Source organism: Streptomyces sp. NBC_01261 (genome assembly GCF_036226385.1).
GTDB lineage: Bacteria > Actinomycetota > Actinomycetes > Streptomycetales > Streptomycetaceae > Streptomyces.
In genome coordinates this window covers 5817757-5840638 of record NZ_CP108463.1, presented here as the reverse complement: position 1 = coordinate 5840638, position 22882 = coordinate 5817757, and the positions used below count along the sequence as shown (strand labels likewise).

20 protein-coding genes are annotated in these 22882 nt (G+C 70.0%); 9 read left to right on the top strand and 11 right to left on the bottom strand.

Annotated elements, in window-relative coordinates; genetic code table 11:
• Positions 1-64: 64 nt before the first annotated feature.
• Positions 65-1828 carry an aspartate--tRNA ligase gene (gene aspS / locus OG226_RS25760; protein ID WP_328681220.1) on the bottom strand — a complete coding sequence of 588 codons (1764 nt, stop codon included), beginning with the start codon at positions 1826-1828 and terminating at the stop codon, positions 65-67.
• Positions 1829-1993: 165 nt separating this feature from the next.
• On the opposite strand from aspS, the gene OG226_RS25755 reads away from it, so the two are divergent.
• The gene (locus tag OG226_RS25755) at positions 1994-4171 is read left to right on the top strand and encodes a SpoIIE family protein phosphatase (protein ID WP_329350152.1); all 2178 of its coding nucleotides are present in this window, start codon (positions 1994-1996) and stop codon (positions 4169-4171) included.
• On the opposite strand, the gene OG226_RS25750 is transcribed toward OG226_RS25755, so the two are convergent.
• A complete protein-coding gene (locus tag OG226_RS25750) occupies positions 4093-5187 on the bottom strand; it encodes an AI-2E family transporter (protein ID WP_328681224.1) in 1095 nt (364 codons plus the stop codon). The two genes, OG226_RS25755 and OG226_RS25750, sit on opposite strands and share 79 nt — an antisense overlap.
• A 73-nt stretch (positions 5188-5260) precedes the next feature.
• Positions 5261-6031, bottom strand: coding sequence for an AraC family transcriptional regulator (locus OG226_RS25745; protein ID WP_329350151.1), 771 nt, complete (start codon positions 6029-6031; stop codon positions 5261-5263).
• A gap of 120 nt (positions 6032-6151) precedes the next feature.
• Between OG226_RS25745 and OG226_RS25740 the strand changes: the two genes are divergently transcribed.
• The gene (locus OG226_RS25740; protein WP_329353509.1) at positions 6152-7303 is read left to right on the top strand and encodes an MFS transporter; all 1152 of its coding nucleotides are present in this window, start codon (positions 6152-6154) and stop codon (positions 7301-7303) included.
• 23 nt (positions 7304-7326) lie between these two features.
• On the opposite strand, the gene OG226_RS25735 is transcribed toward OG226_RS25740, so the two are convergent.
• The 3 genes from OG226_RS25735 to OG226_RS25725 all read right to left on the bottom strand — a co-directional run bounded on the left by OG226_RS25735 (position 7327) and on the right by OG226_RS25725 (position 9553).
• Positions 7327-7767 (bottom strand): VOC family protein, encoded by a 441-nt coding sequence (locus OG226_RS25735; RefSeq protein ID WP_328681228.1) that lies wholly within the window; start codon positions 7765-7767, stop codon positions 7327-7329.
• A 203-nt stretch (positions 7768-7970) separates the two neighbouring features.
• Entirely contained in the window at positions 7971-8942 is a 972-nt protein-coding gene (locus OG226_RS25730; protein WP_078622785.1) for a pirin family protein, read from the bottom strand.
• Between the two features lie 137 nt (positions 8943-9079).
• On the bottom strand, positions 9080-9553 hold the full coding sequence (locus OG226_RS25725) for an SseB family protein (protein ID WP_019073480.1): 474 nt from the start codon (positions 9551-9553) through the stop codon (positions 9080-9082).
• Between the two features lie 136 nt (positions 9554-9689).
• Here OG226_RS25725 and OG226_RS25720 point away from each other — a divergent pair, with 136 nt between their 5' ends.
• The 3 genes from OG226_RS25720 (at position 9690) to OG226_RS25710 (ending at position 13260) form a co-directional block, all read left to right on the top strand.
• Positions 9690-11516, top strand: coding sequence for an acyl-CoA dehydrogenase (locus OG226_RS25720; protein ID WP_329350150.1), 1827 nt, complete (start codon positions 9690-9692; stop codon positions 11514-11516).
• A 121-nt stretch (positions 11517-11637) separates the two neighbouring features.
• On the top strand, positions 11638-12933 hold the full coding sequence (locus OG226_RS25715) for a M18 family aminopeptidase (RefSeq protein WP_329350149.1): 1296 nt from the start codon (positions 11638-11640) through the stop codon (positions 12931-12933).
• Between the two features lie 87 nt (positions 12934-13020).
• Complete coding sequence (locus OG226_RS25710) at positions 13021-13260, top strand: DUF6458 family protein (RefSeq protein ID WP_328681240.1); 240 nt, start codon at positions 13021-13023, stop codon at positions 13258-13260.
• Between the two features lie 221 nt (positions 13261-13481).
• On the opposite strand, the gene OG226_RS25705 is transcribed toward OG226_RS25710, so the two are convergent.
• Entirely contained in the window at positions 13482-15365 is a 1884-nt protein-coding gene (locus OG226_RS25705) for a thioredoxin-like domain-containing protein (RefSeq protein ID WP_329350148.1), read from the bottom strand.
• Between the two features lie 29 nt (positions 15366-15394).
• On the bottom strand, positions 15395-15787 hold the full coding sequence (locus tag OG226_RS25700) for a cupin domain-containing protein (protein ID WP_329350147.1): 393 nt from the start codon (positions 15785-15787) through the stop codon (positions 15395-15397).
• Positions 15788-15839: 52 nt separating this feature from the next.
• Between OG226_RS25700 and OG226_RS25695 the strand changes: the two genes are divergently transcribed.
• A complete protein-coding gene (locus OG226_RS25695; RefSeq protein ID WP_329350146.1) occupies positions 15840-16850 on the top strand; it encodes a GlxA family transcriptional regulator in 1011 nt (336 codons plus the stop codon).
• On the top strand, positions 16847-17338 hold the full coding sequence (locus OG226_RS25690) for an LURP-one-related/scramblase family protein (RefSeq protein ID WP_327402723.1): 492 nt from the start codon (positions 16847-16849) through the stop codon (positions 17336-17338). Before OG226_RS25695 ends, OG226_RS25690 begins: the two co-directional genes overlap by 4 nt.
• Positions 17339-17467: 129 nt before the next feature.
• Here the strand turns inward: OG226_RS25690 and OG226_RS25685 are convergent, their stop codons facing one another.
• A complete protein-coding gene (locus OG226_RS25685; RefSeq protein ID WP_329350145.1) occupies positions 17468-18292 on the bottom strand; it encodes a carbon-nitrogen family hydrolase in 825 nt (274 codons plus the stop codon).
• Positions 18293-18507: 215 nt separating this feature from the next.
• Between OG226_RS25685 and OG226_RS25680 the strand changes: the two genes are divergently transcribed.
• The gene (locus OG226_RS25680; protein ID WP_328681252.1) at positions 18508-19332 is read left to right on the top strand and encodes a maleylpyruvate isomerase family mycothiol-dependent enzyme; all 825 of its coding nucleotides are present in this window, start codon (positions 18508-18510) and stop codon (positions 19330-19332) included.
• A gap of 277 nt (positions 19333-19609) precedes the next feature.
• Here OG226_RS25680 and OG226_RS25675 read toward each other — a convergent pair whose 3' ends face one another.
• Both OG226_RS25675 and OG226_RS25670 read right to left on the bottom strand, forming a co-directional pair.
• On the bottom strand, positions 19610-20932 hold the full coding sequence (locus tag OG226_RS25675; RefSeq protein WP_329350144.1) for an MFS transporter: 1323 nt from the start codon (positions 20930-20932) through the stop codon (positions 19610-19612).
• Positions 20929-21624 (bottom strand): GntR family transcriptional regulator, encoded by a 696-nt coding sequence (locus OG226_RS25670; protein ID WP_329350143.1) that lies wholly within the window; start codon positions 21622-21624, stop codon positions 20929-20931. Before OG226_RS25670 ends, OG226_RS25675 begins: the two co-directional genes overlap by 4 nt.
• Before the next feature lie 258 nt (positions 21625-21882).
• On the opposite strand from OG226_RS25670, the gene OG226_RS25665 reads away from it, so the two are divergent.
• Positions 21883-22794, top strand: a complete 912-nt coding sequence (locus OG226_RS25665) for a D-alanyl-D-alanine carboxypeptidase family protein (RefSeq protein ID WP_328681257.1) — start codon at positions 21883-21885, stop codon at positions 22792-22794.
• The last annotated feature ends 88 nt before the right edge of the window (positions 22795-22882 follow it).

The following is a 22882-nucleotide window of genomic DNA, read 5'->3' as shown; positions in this document are numbered from 1 at the left end:
AACCGACGCCGGTTTCGAGCCCCTCCCACAGGAAAACCTGCGGCCGGACCGTGCTACTTCGGCACTACTTCGGCTGCGGCTTCCGCACCGACAGGTGCAGCTCGCGCAGCCGCGTCTCGTCCAGCTCCGTCGGCGCGCCCATCATCAGGTCCTGCGCGTTGCCGTTGAGCGGGAACGCGATCGTCTCGCGGATGTTCGGCTCCTCCGCGAGCAGCATGACGATGCGGTCGACGCCGGGGGCGATCCCCCCGTGCGGCGGGGCGCCGAAGCGGAACGCGCGCAGCATGCCGGCGAACTGCTCCTCGACGGTGTCACGGTCGTAGCCCGCGATCTCGAAGGCCTTGAGCATGATGTCGGGCTCGTGGTTCCGGATCGCGCCGGAGGACAGCTCCACGCCGTTGCAGACGATGTCGTACTGCCAGCCCAGGATGTCCAGCGGGTCCTGGGTCTCCAGGGCCTCCAGACCGCCCTGCGGCATCGAGAACGGGTTGTGCGAGAAGTCGATCTTCCCGGTCTCCTCGTCCTTCTCGTACATCGGGAAGTCGACGATCCAGCAGAAGCGGAAGACGCCTTCCTCGAAGTGCCCGGCACGCTTGGCGGCCTCGACGCGCACCGCGCCCATGATCTTCGAGACCTCTTCGAACTCGCCCGCGCCGAAGAACACCGCGTGGCCGGGGGCCAGCGACAGGCGCTTCGTCAGCTCCGCGATGTTCTCCTCCGTGAGGAACTTCGCGATCGGGCCCGTCAGCGAGCCGTCCTCGGTCACGCGGACCCAGGCCAGGCCCTTCGCGCCGAGGGTGACCGCGAAGTCGCCGAGCTGGTCGAAGAACTTGCGGGACTGCGCCGCCACGTCCGGCACCGGCAGCGCGCGGACGTGCCGGCCGGCGAAGGCCTTGAACTCCGAGCCCTCGAACACGTCCGTGATGTCGGTGAGTTCGAGCTTCGCGCGCAGGTCCGGCTTGTCGGAGCCGTACTTCACCATCGACTCGCGGAACGGGATGCGCGGGAAGGGGGAGGTGACTGGCTGGCCGCCGCCGAACTCCTCGAACAGCTCCGTCATCAGCTTCTCGATCGGCTGGAAGACGTCTTCCTGCTCCACGAAGCTCATCTCGACGTCGAGCTGGTAGAACTCGCCCGGCGAGCGGTCCGCGCGGGCGTCCTCGTCCCGGAAGCAGGGCGCGATCTGGAAGTAGCGGTCGAAGCCGGAGATCATCAGCAGCTGCTTGAACTGCTGCGGCGCCTGCGGAAGGGCGTAGAACTTGCCCGGGTTCAGGCGCGAGGGGACCACGAAGTCGCGCGCGCCCTCGGGGGAGGTCGCGGAGAGGATCGGGGTGGCCATCTCGTTGAAGCCGAGGGCGACCATCTTCGAGCGGATCGAGGCGATGACCGAGGACCGCAGCATGATGTTGCGGTGCATGCGCTCGCGGCGCAGGTCCAGGAAGCGGTACTCCAGGCGCCGCTCCTCGTTGACCCCGTCCTCGGTGTTGATCGTGAAGGGCAGCGGAGCGGCGGCGCCGAGCAGCTCGACCTCGCCGACCTCGACCTCGACCTCACCGGTCGGCAGGTCCGGGTTCACGTTATCCGTGCCGCGGGAGACGACCTTGCCGTCGACGCGGACCGTCGACTCCTTGGTCACCTTGTCGAGGGCCTCGTACGCGGGCGTGCCGGGGCGGGCGACGAGCTGCGTGATGCCGTAGTGATCGCGCAGATCGATGAAGAGGATGCCACCCAGGTCGCGCCGATTGTGCAGCCAGCCACTCAGCCGGACGTCGGTGCCGACGTCAGAGGCGCGGAGCTCGCCGCAGGTGTGGGACCTGTACCGATGCATCGTCGTTCATCCAGCCTTCGCGGATCGGGGAGTGTTTCACGTGAAACATCCGGGGCCGGAGCCCGGACGTCCCAAGGGTACCGGCCACCCACAGATCGCCTCCCCACCATTAACTCCGGGCTCCCTCGGTGGCAGGTTTCGATCTCCTCTTCTTAGAGTGGGGCAATGCGCACTGGTGAGCCCCTGCCCGCCGTGGGGGAGGTACTCGCCGCCCTCGCGACCGGTCTGTGGCATTGGGACACCGCCTCGGAGCTGGTCACGGTGGACGCCGAGGCCGCACGGCTGCTCGGGCTGCCCCCCGAACAGACCACTCTCACGGAGGCCCAGACACGGGCCCGACTCCACCCCGTGGACTGGAACGAGATCACGGGGGTCGTCGGGCTGGCCGTCGCCGAGGGCACCCTCGCCGAGGTCCGCATCCGGATCATGGACGAGCGGGGCCGGGTCATCCGCGTCGTCCGCAGCCGCTCCAAGCCGTCCTACAACCCCCAGAAGCGGTCGTACGAGCTGATCGGCACCCTCCAGGAGGTCACCGAGCCCACGCCGGGCACACCGGCCGGGCGGACCGCGGTCACCGGTGACTGGCGACGGTCCCGGGAGGCGTTCCTGCTGGACGCGGGCCGGGCGCTCGCGGAGGCACGGTCCACGGCGGAGGTGCTGCGGGTCGCGGCGGGCCTGTCGATGCCGGGCTTCTCACCGGACGGCCTCGCGGTGTTCGGGGTGTCCGGCGACCGGCTGACGATCGTCGGCCACCACGGGCATCAGCCGGGCGACGAGGACCCGTTCTCGCACATGCCGATGGTCACGGACTACCCGGCCGCCGAGGTCGTACGGACGGGCCGTGCCGTCTATCTGTCCACGCCCGAGCAGTACAAGGAGCGCTACCCGGTCACCTGGCCGCTGGCCCAGCACTTCCACCGGCAGTCCTGGGCGTTCCTGCCCCTGACCGTCGCCGGGCGAACGATGGGCGCCTGGATGGCCGCCTTCACCTACCCGGTCGCCTTCACGCCCGACGAGCGGTCCGTCCTCACCACGGTCGCCCGTATGCTCGCGCAAGCCCTGTCCCGCGCCGGTGTCGCCGAGTCCGAGCGCGAACTGACCGACGGCCTCCAGCGCTCGATGCTGCCCACGCTGGGCCCGGAGATCCCGGGCATGAGCGTCGCCGCCCGCTACATCCCGACCGGCGGCGGGCTCCAGGTCGGCGGCGACTGGTACGACATGATCCCGCTGCCCGGGGGAGGCCGTATCGCCCTCGTCATCGGTGACGTACAGGGCCACGACGTGCGCGCCGCCGGACTGATGGGCCAGCTCCGCATCGCCCTGCGCGCCTACGCCTCCGAGGGCCACCGCCCGGACGCCGTGCTCTCCCGCGCGTCCCGCTTCCTGCACGGCATCACCAACGGCGACGCGGAGAAGGCCGACCCGCGCTTCGCGACCTGCCTGTACGTCGAGGCCGACCCGGCGACCGGGGTCCTGGAGATCGCCCGCGCCGGCCATCCCGACCCGGCGATACGCATGGCGGACGGGACGGTGCTGATGCGGTCCACGGCGGGCGGACTGCCGCTCGGCATCGACCCGGACGCCGACTACCCGACGACCACGCTCGCCCTGGAGCCCGGCGAGACCATGCTGATGTGCACGGACGGGCTGATCGAGACCGGCGGCCACGACCTGGAGACGGGCTGGCAGCGCATCCGGACGATCCTGGAGGACCACAGGGGCGACCTGGAGGAACTCGCCGACGCGCTCGTCCAGGCCGTCCACGGGCCCTCCTCGCACCACACCACCGGCCCGCTCGCGGACCGCCGCGAGGACGACATAGCCGTACTCCTGCTGTCCCGCGAGGGCGAGGCCTGCGGCTGCGGCGACACGACGGCCGTCCCCCCGAAGATCCGCCGTACGGTGCTCACGGTCGCGCAGGCCGAGCCCGAGCGGATCGCGGTGGCCCGCCAGCAGCTGCGCGAACTCCTCCACGACTGGACCGGCGCCGACCAGGTCGACTCGGCGGTCCTGCTCGTCTCCGAGATGCTCACCAACGTCCTCGTCCACACCGACGCCGACGCCCTGCTGACCGCCGAGGTGACCGGCGAGGCCGGTGAGCGGCGGATGCGGGTCGAGGTCACGGACGCCGGCGACGACCTCCCGCACAAGCGGCACCCCGGTGAACTGGCGTCCTCCGGGCGGGGGTTGCTCCTCATCGAACTCCTCGCCGAGACCTGGGGCGTGGACCCCAGGGGCGAGGGCAAGAGCATCTGGTTCGAGCTCTACGAGTCCGACGGCGACGGGGACACGGCGGGTGAAGGCCCGGCCGGCGTCTCGGAGTTCGGGTCCTGGGACGCGTAACGCTCCCGCAGTTCGTGGACGACCCCGAAGGCGGCGGCGGTCAGCGGCACCGCGAGCAGCATGCCGAGGATTCCGGCCACGGACGCGCCCGCGGTGATCGCGATCATCACCACCGCCGGGTGCATCTGCACGGTCCGGCTCTGGATCATCGGCTGGAGCACATGGCCCTCAAGGACCTGCACGGCGAGGACGACCCCGAGCGCCCACAGCCCGATGACGACACCCCGGTCGGCGAGCGCGACCAGCACGGCGACGGCCCCGGAGAGGAACGCGCCGAGGTAGGGGATGTACGCCCCGACGAAGACGAGCGCGGCCAGGCCGAACGCCCCCGGCACGTCCAGGACGAGCAGCCCGATGCCGATGCAGAGGGCGTCGATGAGGGCGATGACGGTGGTCCCCCGCATGAATCCCTCGACGCCCTCGAAGGCACGGCGGGCCATGGCCTCGACGAGATCGGCGTTGTCGCGCGGGGCGAGCGAACGCAGGAGCCCGGCGGCACGGTCGGAGTCGCGGAGGAAGAAGAAGACGAGCAGCAGTGCCAGGACGGCCATCGCGATGGTCTCGCCGACGACACTGACCCCGCTGATGACGTTCGAGGCGGCCGTACCGCCGAACTTGGTGAGCAGTTCCTTGGCGTTGGAGGCGAGGTCGTCCACCGAGGTGCCGGCGGCCCCGAAGTGGTCGGCGAGGGAGTTCCCCGCGTCCTTGAGCGAGGACACGATCTGGTCCCCGGTGTCGATCAGCGCGGCCACCACGATGTACACCGCCCCACCGACCACGGCGACGACCGCGACACAGGTGACCCCGGCGGCCACCGACCGATTGACCTTGGCCTTCACCAACCGCCTGTACAACGGCCCGAGCAGCGCGGTCCCGAGCAGCGCGAGCAGCACGGGCGTCACCGCGGTCTTCAACTCGGCACAGAGCCGGATCCCGACGTAGCCGACCCCGGAGACCAGCAGCAGGACGGCACACCAGGCGGCGAACCGCCGTACGGGAACGGGGAGTAGCTGCACGCTCCCACCCGATCACGCGTCGGGCGGGCGGGCCCGGCGGGACGGGCCGCCCGGGTGACGGCGGGTCAGGCCTTCACGGCTCCCGCCGCGGTCCGTCCATGCCCGCGCGGTAGGTGCCGGGGGTGATGCCCGCCGTCCGGGCGAAGGTCTGGACGAAGGCGCTGGTCGTCGCCCATCCGCAGGCGTGGGCGGTGTCGGTGACCGTGGCGCCCTCGGCGAGCATGACCATCGCGGTGAAGATCCGGACCCGGGTGCGCCACTGCGGGAAGGTCATGCCGAACTCGTCGCGGTACAGGCGGGAGAGGGTGCGCTCGCTGGTGTGCACACGGTCGGCAAGCTGGGCGAGGGTGCAGGGCTCGTGCAGGTCCTCTTCGACGAGGCGGCAGGCGTCGGCCAGCCGTTGGTCGCGGGCCGCGGGCAGGGCGACGGGCTCGGCCGTCACACGGCGCAGCCGGTCGCGCAGCACTGTCTCGATGTGCCGGTTCTCGGTGTGGGTGAGGGTGGTGCCGGCGAGCGCGATCAGCAGTTCGCGCACCAGAGGGTCGACGGCGATGACCGTGGGGCGTTCGGCGTCGAGCAGGGGCGTCCTGCCGCGGGCGGGGAAGCCGATGGTGTGGAAGCGGCTCCGGCCGTGGAAGCGGTGTTCGTGCCAGGTGTTCGCGGGGATCCACACGGCGCGGTCGTCCGAGGCGATCCAGGAGCCGTGTTCCGTGGTGATCGCGAGCACGCCCGAGCTGACGTAGATCAGCTGGTGGTCGTCGTGGCGGTGGCGGGCGATGGTCTCGCCGCCGCCGAGGAACCGGGTGGTGGTCGGTGTGACGGGCTCGTGGCGGATCTGCGACATGGATAGGCAGAATACGGGAAGCGCGCCCGGGGTGTCCCCGCCCATCGTGGATGCGTGACAGCCATCCAGGAAACAGACACTCCCCGTGAGGCGGGTGGTCCGCCCGGGCACTGGCGCCGGATGCGGATCTGGGCGAGCGCCCACGCGGTCGACGACTTCTACCAGGGACTCGTACCCGCCGCGGTCCCCTATTTCGTGCTGCAGCGGGACTTCAGTTATGTGCAGGCTTCGGGGCTGGCGCTCGCGGCGACGCTCGGCAGCGCGCTGCCGCAGGTGCCGATCGGCCTGCTCGCCGACCGGTTCCGGCTGCGCTGGATGTCGCCGCTGGGGGTCACCATGGCGGGTGTCGGGGCGGGCCTGTCCGGACTGACGCCCTCCTACCCGCTGGTCTTCGCCCTCCTGCTGACGGCCGGTGTCGGTATCGCGATGTTCCACCCGCCCGCGGGCCGCGACGCACGCCGCGCGGCCGGGGGCAGCGCCACCGCGATGAGCTACTTCGCCGCGGGCGGCAGCGTCGGCTTCTTCGTCGCCCCGGCACTGGTCACACCGGCCCTGGACACCCTCGGGATGAGCGCCACGGCCCTCTTCGTCCCACCCGCCGTCCTCATGGGCTTCGTCCTGTTCCGCCACCACGACCGCGCATCCGCCACGGCGGTCGGAGCGGTCCGGCGCCGGGGCAGGGACCGGCCGGGCCGGTTCGCGGCCCTGACCGCCGTCGAGGTCGTACGGTCCACCATCTCGACCGGGCTGAACACCTTCATCTCGCTGTACTGGATCCGCCACCTGGAGGCGAGCAGCGGCCTCGGCGGTCTCGCCCTGACACTCGAACTCGGCGGCGGAGTGGCCGGCACGCTGCTCGGCGGGCGGCTGGCGGACCGCGTCGGCATGGTGCGCACCGTCCAGATCGGCAACGCGGCGATGCTGCCCGCCCTGTGGCTCATGCTGATCTGCGACGACAGGTACGCCGCGCTGCCCCTCGCGCTGCTGGTCGGCCTGATCTCGAACATCCCGTTCGCCGTCCTCATCAAGCTCGGCCAGGACTACCTGCCCAGCCGCCCCGGCACCGCCGCCGGCGTCACCCTCGGCCTCGCGATGAGCGCCGGCGGACTGTTCATGCCCGTGCTGGGCCTCATCGCGACGCACTACGGTCCCCGAGGCGCCCTCGCGGTACTCGCCACGGTGCCGGTGCTCGCGATGCTGCTCTCGGCGTTCCTGCGCGAACCGGTCGAGGAGGAACCGGTGTGCGCGGAGGACACGTCCCTCGCCCCTTGACGTGGCGATCGGACGTGCGGGCCTCACCCCAGTTGCTCGGCCAGTCCGACGATGATGCCCTCCGGGCCGCGGACGTAGCAGAGGAGGTAGCTGTCCTCGAACCGGGCGATCCCGCCGACGAGTTCGGCGCCGTGCGGGCGCAGGCGGGCGACCGTGTCCTCGATGTCGTCGACGGCGAACATCACCCGGTGGGTGCCCAGGATGTTGTGCGGCCGGTCGCGCGGACCGGCGCCGGTCGCCTCGGGGCTGCGGTACTTCGCCAGTTCCAGGCGGCTGTGGCCGTCCGGGGTCCGGACCATCGCGATGTCGCAGTGGACGCCGTCGAGTCCGGTGCACTGGTCGGCGAAGGGGCCCTGGACCTCCCCCCTGCCCTCCAGTTCCATACCGAGTTCCACGAAGAACGCGATGGCGGCGTCCATGTCGTCGACGACGATGCCTACGTTGTCCATGCGTTGAATCGCCATGCTGATCCACTCCCTTTTTCCCGGGGCTCCCCGCGCTACCCGCTGATGCCCCTGGGACGGAGCCGGGGGCACGTTCTCGACATGGATCTGAGCACCGCCCGGTCCCGGAACCAAGCCGACGAGCCCGGCAAGCCCGAAGCCCCGTCCAGACCTGGACGGGGCTTCGGGTACTTCCGCTCCGGTTACTTCCGCTCCGGTGAGGCTTACAGGCCGCCCTCACCCATCCCGTGCACGGCCGGGATCGTCCCCAGCCGGCCCTTCTGGAAGTCCTCGAACGCCTGCTGGAGCTCCTCGCGGGTGTTCATGACGAACGGGCCGTAGTGCGCCATCGGCTCGCGGATCGGCTGGCCGCCGAGGATCGCGACCTCCAGGTCCGGGGTGTTCCCGTCCTGCTGCTCGTCCGCGCGGACGGTCAGGGACGAACCCGCGCCGAAGACCGCGGTCTGGCCCATGTGGATCGCGCGCCGCTCCGCACCGACCGAGCCCTTGCCCGCCAGGACGTACGCGACACCGTTGAAGTCCTCGCGCCAGGGCAGCGTGACCTCCGCACCCGGTGCCACCGTCGCGTGGATCATCGTGATCGGCGTGTGCGTGATGCCGGGACCCTGGTGGCCGTCCAGCTCACCGGCGATGACGCGCAGGAGCGCGCCGCCGTCGGGGGTGGTGAGCAGCTGGACCTGGCCGCCGCGGATGTCCTGGTAGCGCGGGGGCATCATCTTGTCCTTGGCCGGGAGGTTCACCCACAGCTGCAGGCCGTGGAAGAGCCCGCCGGACACGACGAGCGACTCCGGCGGCGCCTCGATGTGCAGCAGGCCCGCGCCCGCCGTCATCCACTGGGTGTCGCCGTTGGTGATGGTGCCGCCACCGCCGTTGGAGTCCTGGTGGTCGAAGACGCCGTCGATGATGTAGGTGACGGTCTCGAAGCCGCGGTGCGGGTGCCACGGGGTGCCCTTGGGCTCGCCCGGCGCGTACTCCACCTCACCCATCTGGTCCATCATGATGAACGGGTCGAGGTGGCGGTAGTTGATCCCGGCGAACGCGCGGCGCACCGGGAAGCCCTCACCCTCGAAACCGCTGGGCGCGGTCGAGACGGCGAGCACGGGACGTGCCACGGCGTCGGCCGGCGCGGCCACGCGGGGCAGGGTCAGCGGGTTCTCTACGGTCACTGCAGGCATGTCGGGACCTCCTTGTGCGTCGAGTTTAGTTGAGCGTTGAACTTTCTGCTACCCCACAACAGAAGAAGCCCGGAGGGCATTCCCTCCGGGCATTCCGTGTGACGGGGCGATGGACGTCGGCCGTGCGTCGTGAGTGTTCAGCCGTACATCCTGCGCATCGCGAACTCCACCATCTGCTCGACCGCCTTCGCGTCGAACACCATCCGGTGCTCGCCCTCCATGTCGACGACGAAGCCGTAGCCCGTCGGCAGCAGGTCGATGACCTCGGCGCCGGTGATCACGAAGTACTTGGACTCCTTGCCGGCGTAACGGCGCAGTTCCTTGAGCGAGGTGAACATCGGGATCACCGGCTGCTGGGTGTTGTGGAGCGCGAGGAAGCCCGGGTTGTCGCCGCGCGGGCAGTACACCTTGGAGGTCGCGAAGACCTGCTGGAAGTCCTCGGCCGCCATCTGCCCGGTGGTGAACGCGCGCACCGCGTCCGCGAGCGAGGGCGGGGACGGCTCGGGATAGAGCGGCGGCTGCTGGCCGTAACCGCCCACGCCGCCGGCCATCTGCTGCTGGGGCGGGACGTACCCCTGCTGGGCACCCACGTTCTGGTCGTAGCCGTACATGCCCGCAAGAGTAACGAGTCACAGATGGACGGCTTGGGGTTGCGTCTTATTACCGACGGGTAGCATCATCGTAGCTACTGCTTAGTACACGTCTCGTTGTACATATCTCTACGGATCTTTCTACGGAGTCGTCGCCATGGGGCACTACAAGTCGAATCTCCGCGACATCGAGTTCAACCTCTTCGAGGTCCTCGGGCGCGACAAGCTGTACGGAACCGGTCCGTTCGCGGAGATGGACACGGACACCGCGAAGAGCGTCCTGGCGGAGCTGACCCGCCTCGCGGAGAACGAGCTGGCGGAGTCCTTCGCCGACGCCGACCGCAACCCGCCGGTCTTCGACCCGGAGACGAACACCGCGCCGGTGCCCGCCTCCTTCAAGAAGAGCTACAAGGCCTTCATGGAGTCCGAGTACTGGCGGCTGGGGCTGCCCGAGGCCATCGGCGGTACGACGGCTCCGCCCTCCCTGATCTGGTCGTACGCCGAGCTGATCCTCGGCGCGAACCCGGCCGTGTGGATGTACTGCTCCGGGCCGGCCTTCGCCGGGATCCTCTACGACGAGGGCAACGACGTACAGAAGGGGATCGCGCGGCTCGCGGTGGAGCGGACCTGGGGTTCGACCATGGTGCTGACCGAGCCCGACGCGGGTTCCGACGTCGGCGCGGGCCGTACCAAGGCCGTCCAGCAGGACGACGGCTCCTGGCACATCGAGGGCGTCAAGCGCTTCATCACGTCCGGTGAGCACGACATGGAGGAGAACATCCTTCACTACGTGCTCGCGCGGCCCGAGGGCGCGGGCCCCGGCACCAAGGGGCTCTCCCTCTTCCTCGTGCCGAAGTTCCTCTTCGACGTCGAGACCGGCGAGCTGGGCGAGCGCAACGGCGTCTACGCCACCAACGTCGAGCACAAGATGGGCCTCAAGGCGTCCAACACCTGCGAGATGACCTTCGGCGACCGGCACCCCGCCAAGGGCTGGCTGATCGGCGACAAGCACGACGGCATCCGCCAGATGTTCCGGATCATCGAGTTCGCCCGCATGATGGTCGGCACGAAGGCCATCTCGACGCTCTCGACCGGCTACCTCAACGCCCTTGAGTACGCCAAGGAGCGCGTCCAGGGCCCCGACCTCGCGGCCTTCGGCGACAAGGCCGCGCCCAAGGTCACCATCACGCACCACCCGGACGTGCGCCGCTCGCTGATGACGCAGAAGGCGTACGCCGAGGGCATGCGCGCCCTGGTGCTGTACACCGCGTCGATCCAGGACGCGATCGCCGTCAAGGAGGCCGAGGGCGAGGACACGTCCACCGAGCACGCGCTCAACGACCTCCTCCTGCCGATCGTCAAGGGCTACGGCTCCGAGAAGGGCTACGAGCAGCTCGCGCAGTCGCTCCAGACCTTCGGCGGCTCCGGGTTCCTCCAGGAGTACCCGATCGAGCAGTACATCCGGGACGCCAAGATCGACACCCTGTACGAGGGCACCACCGCGATCCAGGGCCAGGACTTCTTCTTCCGGAAGATCGTCCGCAACCAGGGCGCCGCCCTCAACTCCCTCGCCGAGGACATCAAGAAGTTCCTCGCGCTGGGCACGGGCGGCGAGGACCTGGCGGGCGCCCGCGAGCACCTCGCCAAGGCGGCCGTCGAGCTGGAGGCCATCGTCGGACTGATGCTCACCGACCTCGCGGCGACCGAGCAGGACGTCAAGAACATCTACAAGGTGGGCCTCAACACCACCCGCCTGCTGCTCGCCTCCGGCGACGTCGTCGTCGGCTACCTGCTCCTCAAGGGCGCGGCGATCGCCGTCGAGAAACTGGAGACGGCCTCCGCGAAGGACAAGCCGTTCTACACGGGCAAGATCGCGGCTGCGAAGTTCTTCGCGGCCAACGTTCTGCCGGGCCTCACCCTGGCCCGCAAGGTCGCCGAGGGCGTAGAACTGGACCTGATGGAGCTGGACGAGGCAGCCTTCTAGGCGACCGCGGAACACGTTCCAGGACAACACCGGTACAGCTTCGCGAAACCCCACATCGCCCTTGTGAGGGCCCGCTCCCGACGCCGGGGGCGGGCCCTCGTACGTCGTTAAGGTGAATCCCATGAGCGAACCATCCCGCTTCGACCGCGGCCACACCGACGACCTGTTGACCTTCCTGGCGGCGAGTCCCACGCCGTACCACGCCGTGGCGAACACCGCCGAGCGGCTGGAGAAGGCGGGCTTCAGGCAGGTCGCCGAGACGGACGCCTGGGACGGCACGAGCGGCGGCAAGTACGTGCTGCGCGGTGGCGCGATCGTGGCCTGGTTCGTCCCCGAAGGTGCGGCCCCCCACACCCCCTTCCGCATCGTCGGCGCGCACACCGACTCCCCGAACCTGCGGGTCAAGCCGCGTCCCGACACCGGCGCGCACGGCTTCCGCCAGGTCGCCGTCGAGATCTACGGCGGACCGCTGCTCAACTCCTGGCTCGACCGGGATCTCGGCCTCGCCGGCCGGCTGACCCTGCGGGACGGTTCGACCCGCCTGGTGAACGTGGACCGGCCGCTGCTCAGGGTGCCCCAACTCGCCATCCACCTGGACCGTTCCGTGTCGGCGGACGGGCTCAAGCTGGACAAGCAGCGGCACCTCCAGCCGATCTGGGGCCTCGGCGACGACGTCCACGACGGCGACCTGATCGCCTTCCTGGAGGAGGAGTCGGGGCTCGCGCCGGGCGAGGTCACCGGCTGGGACCTGATGACGCACTCCGTGGAGGCGCCCGCCTACCTGGGCCGCGACCAGGACCTGGTGGCCGGTCCGCGCATGGACAACCTGCTGTCGCTGCACGCCGGCGTGGCCGCGCTCGCCTCCGCCGCCGCCCGCGAGGACCTGCCGTACATCCCCGTGCTCGCCGGTTTCGACCACGAGGAGAACGGCTCGCAGTCCGACACGGGCGCGGACGGGCCGCTGCTCGGCGGGGTCCTTGAGCGCTCGGTGTTCGCGCGCGGCGGGTCGTACGAGGACCGGGCGCGGGCCTTCGCCGGGACCGTCTGTCTGTCCTCCGACACCGGTCACGCGGTGCACCCGAACTACGCGGAGCGGCACGACCCGACGCACCACCCGCGGGTCAACGGCGGTCCGATCCTCAAGGTCAACGTCAACAACCGCTACGCCACGGACGGTTCGGGCCGCGCGGTGTTCGCCTCGGCCTGCGAGAAGGCCGGCGTGCCGTTCCAGACCTTCGTCTCCAACAACTCCATGCCGTGCGGCACGACGATCGGCCCGATCACCGCGGCCCGGCACGGCATCAAGACCGTCGACATCGGCGTGGCGATCCTCTCGATGCACAGCGCCCGCGAACTCTGCGGCGACCAGGACCCGTACCTGCTGGCCAACGCGCTGGTGGCGTTTCTGGAGGGTTAGTCAACTCCCCTGTGGCGCATGGGTGTTGCCTTCCCGGGTACCCGGAGGCGGACCGGGCCGACCGGACCGGACAGGGAGGCGACACTCATGGGCCTGGGCGGATGCATCATCCTCATCGCCGTCGGCGCGATCCTCACGTTCGCGACCGACTGGCACATGCAGGGGGTCAATCTCGACCTGGTCGGGGTCATTCTCATGATCGTCGGGCTGATCGGGGTCGTGACCTTCGCCAGCATGGCCCGGCGCCGACGCGTGGTGATACCGGGTCAGACGACCGTCGTCGAGGACGACGAGACGCGCGGCTACCGCGGTGGCTACGGCGCCTGAGCCCCGCCTGACCGGATCCCTCGGCGGTGGATACCTGGGCGTAGTCCACACTCGGGTCGAATCCCCCGCATGGGACATAAACAGCCAAACATGAGCAACCCATGACGTGCTGCGCGGTGCGCGATTGTGCGAACCTCGTGAAGACTTCGTGCAGTTGAGGGCCCGGGGAGAGGCAGCCCCGGGCCCTCTCCCGATATCCGGGTGTCTTTATGGGCCCCGTGTCAGGCGTCCTGGTCGGCCCCGTCGCCTCGGTCGTCCATGCCGGCCAGCACGAGGGGGAGCCGGTCCGCCCCGCCCTCGGTGAGGCGGACCGGGACGCCCCAGTCCTGCTGGTGGACATGGCAGGCGGGGTACCCTCCCCCAGTCTTCGACCCGTCGGTACCCCCGGCCGGGTCTTCATCGCACGAGGCCGCCATGGCCGACACGTGCAACACGCCTTCCGGCACGGCCGGGTTGAGCGTCAGGATGCGGTTCAGGTCCGTGCCCGCGCCCTCCCCGCCGACGAGCAGCTCGGGCGGGGTCGCGGAGACGAGCAGCCGGGTCGAGGGGCCGTAGCGGGTGTCGAGCTTCTGCCCGGCCGGGGCCTGGAAGATGACGTCCAACTCCAGCTCGCCGGGGGCGACTTCGGTGGCCGCGCGCCGGGTGCGATGGGCGACGGACTCGACCCGCACCGCCTCCTCCGGCAGGCGCAGCCGGGTCAGCCGGTGCCGGGCCGACTCGACGACCAGGATCTCGTCACCGACGAGCACGGCGTCGCTCGGCTCCCTCAAGTCCGTGGCCAGCGTGGTGACTTCGCCGGTCGCGGGGTCGTAGCGGCGCAGGGCGTGGTTGTACGTGTCGCTGATCGCGACCGAGCCGTCCGGGAGCGCGGTGACGCCCAACGGGTGCTGGAGCAGCGCCTGTTCGGCGGATCCGTCACGATGCCCGAAGTCGAAGAGGCCGGTGCCGACGGCGGTGTGGACGGCCCCGTCGGGGTCCACCCAGCGCAGGGCGGACGTCTCGGAGTCGGCCAGCCACAGCCGGTCGGCGGTCGCGGCGAGTCCGGAGGGCTGGGCGAACCAGGCCTCGGGGCCGGGTCCGTCGACGAGCCCCTCGTTCGTGGTGCCTGCGGTGACGGAGACCGTGTCGGTGGCGGGGTCGTAGGCCCAGAGCTGGTGGACGCCCGCCATGGCGATCCAGATCCTGTCCTGCCACTCGGCCACGTCCCACGGGGAGGAGAGGCTGACCTCGCGGGCCGGGCCCGAGGTGGGCTCGCCCTGCATCCACTGGCGGCCCGTACCGGCGAGGGTCGTGACGGCGCCGGTGCCGAGGTCGAGGCGGCGCAGGGCGTGGTTCACGGTGTCGGCGACGACGACGGAGCCGTCCTCTCGGAGGGTGAGCCCCTGCGGTTCGTTGAAGGTGGCGGAGTCGGCGGTCCCGTCACCGAAGCCGCGCGCCCCGGAACCGATCCGCCGTACGACGCTCTCCCCGTCGGCCGCGAGCTCGACCAGTTGGTGCCGGGTGGTGTCGCTGACCAGGAAGGTGCCGCCGGGCAGGGCGATCGCCTTGCCCGGGAAACGCAGCACGGTGGGCTCCGGCTCGGGTGCCACATACGGCCCGTCTCCGCGCCGGAGCGTCCCCTTCGCCGCGTGCTCGGTCTCCAGCTCCGCCACCAGCCGCTCGATGGCGTGCGCGTGCCCCTCGCCCGCGTGCTGCGCGACGACGTACCCCTCCGGGTCGATGACGACGAGCGTCGGCCAGGCGCGGACGGCGTACTGCTTCCAGGTCGCCAACTCCGGGTCGTCGAGCACCGGATGCTCAACGCCGTACCGCTCCACCGCGTCGACGACCGCCTGATGCTCCGCCTCGTGCACGAACTTCGGCGAGTGCACCCCGATGATCACCACCGTGTCCCGGTGCTTCTCCTCCAGCTCACGGAGTTCGTCCAGAACATGCAGACAGTTGATGCAGCAGAAGGTCCAGAAATCCAGGATGACGATGCGTCCCCGCAGGTCGGCGAGGGTGTACTGCTTCTCGCCCGTGTTCAGCCAGCCGCCCTTGCCGGTGAGCTGGGGGGCGCGGACGCGGGCTCGTCGGGGAGCGGGTGCCGGGGATGCGTCGGTCATGGATCAAGAGTGCCACCCCCCACTGACAGTCACGCCAGCGCGTGCCCCGTCGTGGCGTCCACGTGGTCCGGGACCTCCTCGTGGTGGTCGCCGACCGAGAGGGTGCCCGTGGGTTCGAGGACGAGGATCTCGCTGGGGACGGGGGCGTAGGGCTTGTGTTCCGTGCCGCGCGGGACCGTGAAGACGGAGCCCTTGGGGAGGACGACCGTGCGCTCGCCCGAGCCCGCCGGCTCCCTCAGGGCGATGTGCAGTTCACCTTCCAGGACCAGGAAGAACTCGTCGGTGTGGTCGTGGGTGTGCCAGAGGTGTTCGCCCTCGACCTTGGCGACGCGGACGTCGTAGTCGTTGACGGTGGTGACGATGCGGGGGCTCCACCGGTCGGTGAAGGAGGCGAGGGCGGCAGAGAGCGCGATGGGTTCCATGAGGTCAGCGTGCGGGGTGTCGTATCCGGCGGACGAGTGCTAGGAATCGCACATGCCGCAAGGATCCTCTCAGCGCCCGCCCACCCGTCCGCACCGGGTCGCCGTGATCGTCGACGAAGGCACCAATCCCTTCGAGGTCGGTGTCGCCACCGAATTGTTCGGGCTGCCCCGGCCTGAACTCGGGCTCCCCGGGCCGCTGTACGAGGTCCTGGTGTGCACGCCCACGTGTGAGGTGCGGATGAACCACGGGTTCTTCACCCTCACCGGAGCGCACGGTCTCGACGCGGTGGATACGGCGGACACCCTCGTCGTGCCGGGGCGGCCCGACAACGTCGTACCGCGCGGGGCCGCCGTCCTGGACGCCATCCGGCGCACCCACGCGCGCGGGGCCCGTGTCATGAGCCTGTGCACCGGGAGCTTCGCGCTCGCCGAGGCCGGGTTGCTCGACGGGCGCCGGGCGACCACGCACTGGATGTGGGCCGACCGTTTCCGCATGTTGCACCCGCGCGTGCGGCTCGAACCGGACGTCCTCTTCGTGGACGACGGCGACATCCTCACCGCCTCCGGCAGCGCCGCCGCGCTCGACCTGGGGCTGCATGTCGTACGGCGGGACCATGGCGCCGAGATCGCCAACGCGGTGTCCAGGAGGCTGGTCTTCGCGGCTCACCGGGACGGTGGACAACGGCAGTTCGTGGAGCGGCCGTTGCCCGATGTGCCCGACGAGTCGCTCGCGCCGCTGCTCGCGTGGGCGCAGGAGCGGCTGGGCGAGCCGTTGACGGTGGCCGAACTGGCCACCCGCGCGGCCGTCTCCCCCGCGACCCTGCACCGACGCTTCCGTTCGCAGCTCGGGACGACGCCGCTCGCCTGGCTGACCGGGGAGCGGGTGGCGCTGGCGTGCCGGCTGATCGAGCGCGGGGAGGAACGGCTCGACGTGGTCGCGGCGAGGTGCGGTCTGGGCACCGGGGCGAACCTGCGCGTACGGCTGCGGAAGGAGACCGGATTGAGCCCGTCGGCCTATCGGCGGCGTTTCGGACCGGCTGCCGGGGAAGCCGTAATGTCATGAGATTCCTCGTACGCGATCGGATCCTCGGCTTCGGTGAGGATTACTGGATCGAGGACCAGAACGGCAACAAGGTGTTCCTGGTCGACGGCAAGGCCATGCGCATCCGGGACACCTTCGAGTTGAAGGACACGCACGGGCGCGTGCTCATCGACATCCACAAGAAGATGCTCGCCCTGCGCGACACGATGGTCATCGAACGGGACGGTGAGCCCCTGGCGACCATCAGACACAAGCGGTTCTCCCTGCTGCGCAACCACTACAAGGTGTCCCTGGTCGACGGCACCGAACTGGACGTCAGCGGCAAGATCCTGGACCGCGAGTTCGGCGTCGACTACGACGGCGAACTCCTCGCCCAGATCTCCCGCCGCTGGCTCCACATCCGGGAGACCTACGGCGTCGACATCGTCCGGGAGGACGCGGACGCGGCGCTGCTGATCGCGGTGGCGGTCTGCGTGATCCACCTGGCGGAGAAGGAGCGGGAGGACTAGGGCCTGTCCGGCGGATCCGGGGCCTGCCGGGGCTCGGGGACCGTCCTGGTCGGCGGCCCTGCGGGTACTCCGCCGCAGGCGCTCAAGTGCGGCCAGGGTCCGTCCTGTTCGTTCTGTTCATTCTGTCGCTCAGCTCGCGCCCCGCGGACGCTCCAGCCCCAGCACCCGGTCCTTCAGCGCCGGGAACTGTTCCCGGGTCACGGCGACCTTCCCCGGGTCGAAGTCCACCGTCAGGATCTCCTCCCCCGCGCCCGCCTCCGCGAGGACCTCGCCCCAGGGGTCGATCACGATCGAGTGACCCGCCTGGGGAACTCCGGCGTGGGTGCCGGCCGTTCCGCATGCGAGGACGAAGGACTGGTTCTCGACCGCGCGGGCCTGGGCCAGCAGGGTCCAGTGGGAGCGGCGGCGCTCGGGCCAGCCGGCGGGGAGGACCAGGGTCTCGGCGCCGGCGTCGACGAGGCCGCGGAAGAGTTCGGGGAAACGGAGGTCGTAGCAGGTGGCAAGACCAAGGGTCGTCCGAGGCAGACGGACCGTCACCAGCTCGCTGCCCGCGCCCATCAGCACGGCCTCGCCCTTGTCGAAGCCGAAGCGGTGGATCTTGCGGTAGGCGGCGGCCAGTTCACCGGAGGGGGAGAAGACGAGGGACGTGTTGTAGAGGGGGCCCGAGCCCGCGGCGGAGCCGCTGTCAGATGCTGTCCGTTCGGGGATCGAGCCCGCGTGCAGCCACACGCCCGCGTCGCTCGCCGCCTTGGCCATCGCCTCGTAGGTCGGGCCTTCGAGAGGCTCCGCCTCCTCGGCGAACCGCTCGTAGGCGAACGCACCGGTCGTCCACAGCTCCGGCAGGACGACGAGGTCGGCACCGGCCTGGTCACGGACGAGGGACGCCACCCGAACCCGGCGAGAATCGGCCGATTCGCCCTCTTCTACGGCGATTTGAAGGAGAGAGGCGCGCACACTACCACCGTCCTGGCATTCGAGCCGTTCACACAGGCCTACGATCGTCACACGAAAGCACTGCCGGGGTGTCTCACAGCAGCGTAACTTGGGGGTCCCCCCGATTCGAGCGCAGCCGAGAATTGGGGAAGTTTCAAGACGCCGCCGACAGCCACCTCCCGCTGGCAACGCCGCCCGCCACCCGACCTGTACCGACCGCCGAGGGGTCCCGTTCCGTGAGTCTGCATCCCACTCTCCAGCCCTACGCCGACGCCTGGACCCACTCCATCGAAGCGATATCCGAGCTGGTGATGCCCCTCCCGGAGCGAGAGTGGAGCCGACGGACGCCGTGCCCGGGCTGGTCGGTGCGTGACGTGGTCTCCCATGTCATCGGGCTGGACAACGAGATGCTCGGCGACCCGCGCCCCATCCACACCCTCCCGCGCGACCTCTACCACGTCAGCAACGAGCACCAGCGCTACATGGAGATGCAGGTCGACGTACGCCGCCACCACACGGCGCCGGAGATGACGTCGGAGCTGGAGTACACGATCATCCGCCGCAACCGGCAACTGCGCAACGAGTCGCGGGAACCCGGCCGGAAGGTGCGCGGCCACGTCAGCACCGAGGTCACGCTCGAAGAGTCCATGCGCACCCACGCGTTCAACATCTGGGTGCACGAGCAGGACCTGCGCGCCGCCCTCGGCCGCCCCGGCAACCTCGACTCACCCGGCGCCCACGTCGCCCGTGACGTGCTCCTCGCCGCGCTCCCGAAGGTGGTCGCCGACGACTCGGGCGCCCCGCGCAGTTCGGCGGTCGTCTTCGACGTGCACGGCCCGATCGAGTTCCTCCGTACGATCCGCGTCGACATCCAGGGCCGCGGCACCCTCGAAACCGCCCCCGCGCTCGGCCCCGCCGCGACCCTGATCCTCGACTGGGAGACGTACGTCCGGCTGGCCTGCGGGCGGGTCACCGTCGACTCGGTGTCGGACAAGGTCAAGGCGGACGGCGATCCGGAGCTGTCGGCTTCGATACTGCGGAACTTCACGGTCACGAAGTAGCGGGACGGGAATCACGAACCGGCGGGACGGCAGGGCGAGTTCGGTTCGGGTCGTCGAGGAGTCGCCGGCAGGAGTGTGCGCGATCAACGCGGGGTTCCGGCAACGCCCTCCGCCCCCGGCCGAGTTGGCCGCCATGTGGCTGCCCGACGCCTCCGCCTGTCCCTCATACCCCTCGTACCGGCGTAAGAAAGTCGTGTGAGAGCGGTGCGAGAAGGGGCAGTTGGCGACGGGGCACCGGGCGACACCAGCAGCCGTCACCCGTTCCACCCCGGCAGGGCTACGCCGGCACGTGGACCGTCTCCACCCGGCTCGCCACGAGCCGTTCGCTCTCGCGGCGGGCCGCCCGGCGCCGTAGCCGGAGGATCTGGCTGACGCCGACCGCCTGGAGGACGAAGATCACCGAGAAGGCGATCGAGTAGTTGTCGCCGGTCGCGTCGAGGAGCACGCCGACCAGGAACAGGGTCGTCATCGAGGCCACGAAACCACCCATGTTGGTGATTCCGGAGGCGGTGCCCTGACGCTCCGGCGGGTTGGCCGGGCGGGCGAAGTCGAAGCCGAGCATCGAGGCGGGCCCGCAGGAACCGAGCACCGTGCACAGCACGATCAGCAGCCACATCGGCGCGTGGTCACCGGGGTAGAGGAGCGTGACCGCCCACACCAGCGCCGTGGCGCCGACCGTGCCGAGCGCCAGCGGCAGCCGCGCGGTGTGGTGCCGGGCGACGATCTGGCCGTAGACCAGGCCGACCAGCATGTTCGACAGGACGACGAGGGTGAGGAGTTCGCCGGCGGTGGCGCGGGACAGGCCCTGTGCCTGGACCAGGAACGGGAGGCCCCACAGGAGCAGGAACACCATCGCCGGGAACTGGGTGGTGAAGTGCACCCAGAGGCCGAGGCGGGTGCCCGGTTCGCGCCAGGAGGCGGCGATCTGACGGCGGACGTAGGCCGCGCCGCGGTGCGGGAAGGGGGCCGGTTCGTGGCCCTCCGGGTGGTCCTTCAGGAACAGAAGAAGCAGGACGAGGACTACGACCCCTGCGAGCGCGCTGCCCGCGAAGGCGGCCGTCCAGCCGATGCCGTGCAGCAGGCGCGCGATCACCAGGGTGGAGACGAGATTTCCGGCCATTCCCGCGAGGCCCGCGAGCTGGGCGACCATCGGGCCGCGCCGCGCCGGGAACCAGCGGGTGCCGAGCCGCAGCACGCTGATGAACGTCATCGCGTCACCGCAGCCGAGCAGCGCGCGGGAGGCGAGGGCGGTGCCGTAGGAGGGCGAGAAGGCGAAGCCGAGCTGGCCGGCGGTGAAGAGCACCACCCCGATGGTCAGCACCTTCTTGGTGCCGAGGGTGTCGACGAGAAGGCCGACGGGTATCTGCATGCCCGCGTAGACCAGCAGTTGGAGGATCGAGAACGTCGACAGGGCCGAGGCGTTGACGTGGAACCGCTCGGCCGCGTCGAGCCCCGCGACCCCGAGGGACGTACGGAAGATGACGGCGACGAAGTAGACGGAGACGCCGATGCCCCACACGGCGAGGGCGCGGCGGCCACCGGGCGGATCACCGGGAAGGGAGAGGGCGGAACTGGAACCACTGCTGCTACCGCTGCTCATCGGACCTCGCCCCGAGCCAGGTGGGAGAACCAGTCGACGTGCTGGTGGACGATCCCGGCGGCGGCCTCGGCGTCGCCGGTGCGCAGCGCGTCGAGGATCGCCGCGTGCTCGGTGAGCGTCTTGGCGATGCGGTCGGGGTGCGAGTGCATGATGGCGACGCCCATCCGCAGCTGCCGGTCGCGGAGTTGGTCGTAGATGCGGGAGAGGATCTCGTTGCCGCCGCTGCGGACGATCTCGGCGTGGAAGCAGCGGTCGGTGACGGCGGCGCCGGCCAGGTCGCCCGCGGCGGCCTGCTCCTTCTGCCGGTCGAGGAGCTCTTCGAGCCGGGCGATGAGGGTCGGCGACGCCGGTACGACCTTGCGGACCGCGTGCTGCTCGACCAGCATCCGGGTCTCCACCACGTCCGCGATCTCCTGCGAGGAGACGGGCAGGACCAGGGCGCCCTTCTTCGGGTAGAGCCTGATCAGCCCCTCGACCTCCAGGCGCAGCAGCGCCTCGCGCACGGGGGTCCGTGACACTCCGACGGCCTCGGCCAACTCGCCCTCGGTGAGCAGGGTTCCGCCTTCGTAACGCCGGTCCAGGACACCCTGTTTGACGTGGGCGTAGACACGGTCGGCGGCGGGGGGTTGCTTGACGGCGAGAGGGGCGGAATCGGTGCTGGCGAGGGACGGAGCGGGGGACGCGAACGGCATGAGGACAGCATAGATACAACACGTACGCATGAGGACGGGCGTCCAGGATCCGGACGGAACCGAACGGGGCCCGGCGTGCGTCTACGGAGGTGCATTTCCGCGGCCGGTTCTCGGGGGCGTTTCACACATTCGGGGAACCCGGCCCAGCAACCGCACAACCTTCTGTGCTACTTACGTGTCACACACGTGCGGCCCTCTCTTTCCCCCCTCCAACTGGGCCGTTCCTCAGGGGCATTCAACGTATTCGGGGTACCTCAGTTGATTACTGCCATTACCGGCATCAAGGGCAGCCGCTTCCGCAGAGCCGCCGCGGTCACCGTGACCGCAGGCGCCGTGCTCGCGACCGGCGCCCTGACCGCGGCACCCGCGCAGGCCGTCACGAAGCCGACCATCGTGGCCGCGGGCGGTTTTGTGATGAACAACGCCACCGGCAAGTCGCTCTACACGAAGGCCGCGGACACCAAGCGGTCGACGGGCTCCACCACGAAGATCATGACCGCGAAGGTCGTGCTCTCCCAGTCGAACCTCAACCTCGACGCCAAGGTCACCATCCAGAAGGCCTACAGCGACTACATCGTCGCCAACACCGCCTCCTCCGCCCACCTGATCGTCGGCGACAAGGTCACCGTCCGGCAGCTCCTCTACGGCCTGATGCTGCCGTCGGGCTGCGACGCGGCGTACGCGCTGGCCGACAAGTACGGCGCGGGCTCGACGCGGGCCGCGCGCGTGAAGTCGTTCATCGGCAAGATGAACTCGACGGCGAAGTCGCTCGGCCTGACGAACACCAAGTTCGACTCGTTCGACGGCATCGGCAACGGCAACAACTACTCGACGCCGCGCGACCTGACGAAGCTCGCCAGCAACGTGATGAAGAACGCCACGTTCAAGACGGTCGTCAAGACGAAGTCGTACAAGGCCAAGACGATCACGAAGACCGGCAGCACCCGCACGATGGCTGCCTGGACCAACACGAACACCCTGCTCAGCAGCTACAGCGGCACGATCGGCGTGAAGACCGGCTCCGGCCCCGAGGCCAAGTACTGCCTCGTCTTCGCCGCCACCCGCAACGGCAAGACGGTCATCGGCACGGTCCTCGCGTCGTCCTCGGTCACCCAGCGCTCGACGGACGCGACGAAGCTGCTCAACTACGGCTTCGCGACGATCGGCTGACGTCCAGTCAGCTTGCTGTTCATCAGCACCGGGGACCTGCCGCATGCCAGCGGCGGGCCCTTCGTCGTAGTCCGGCGGCGCACGGGCG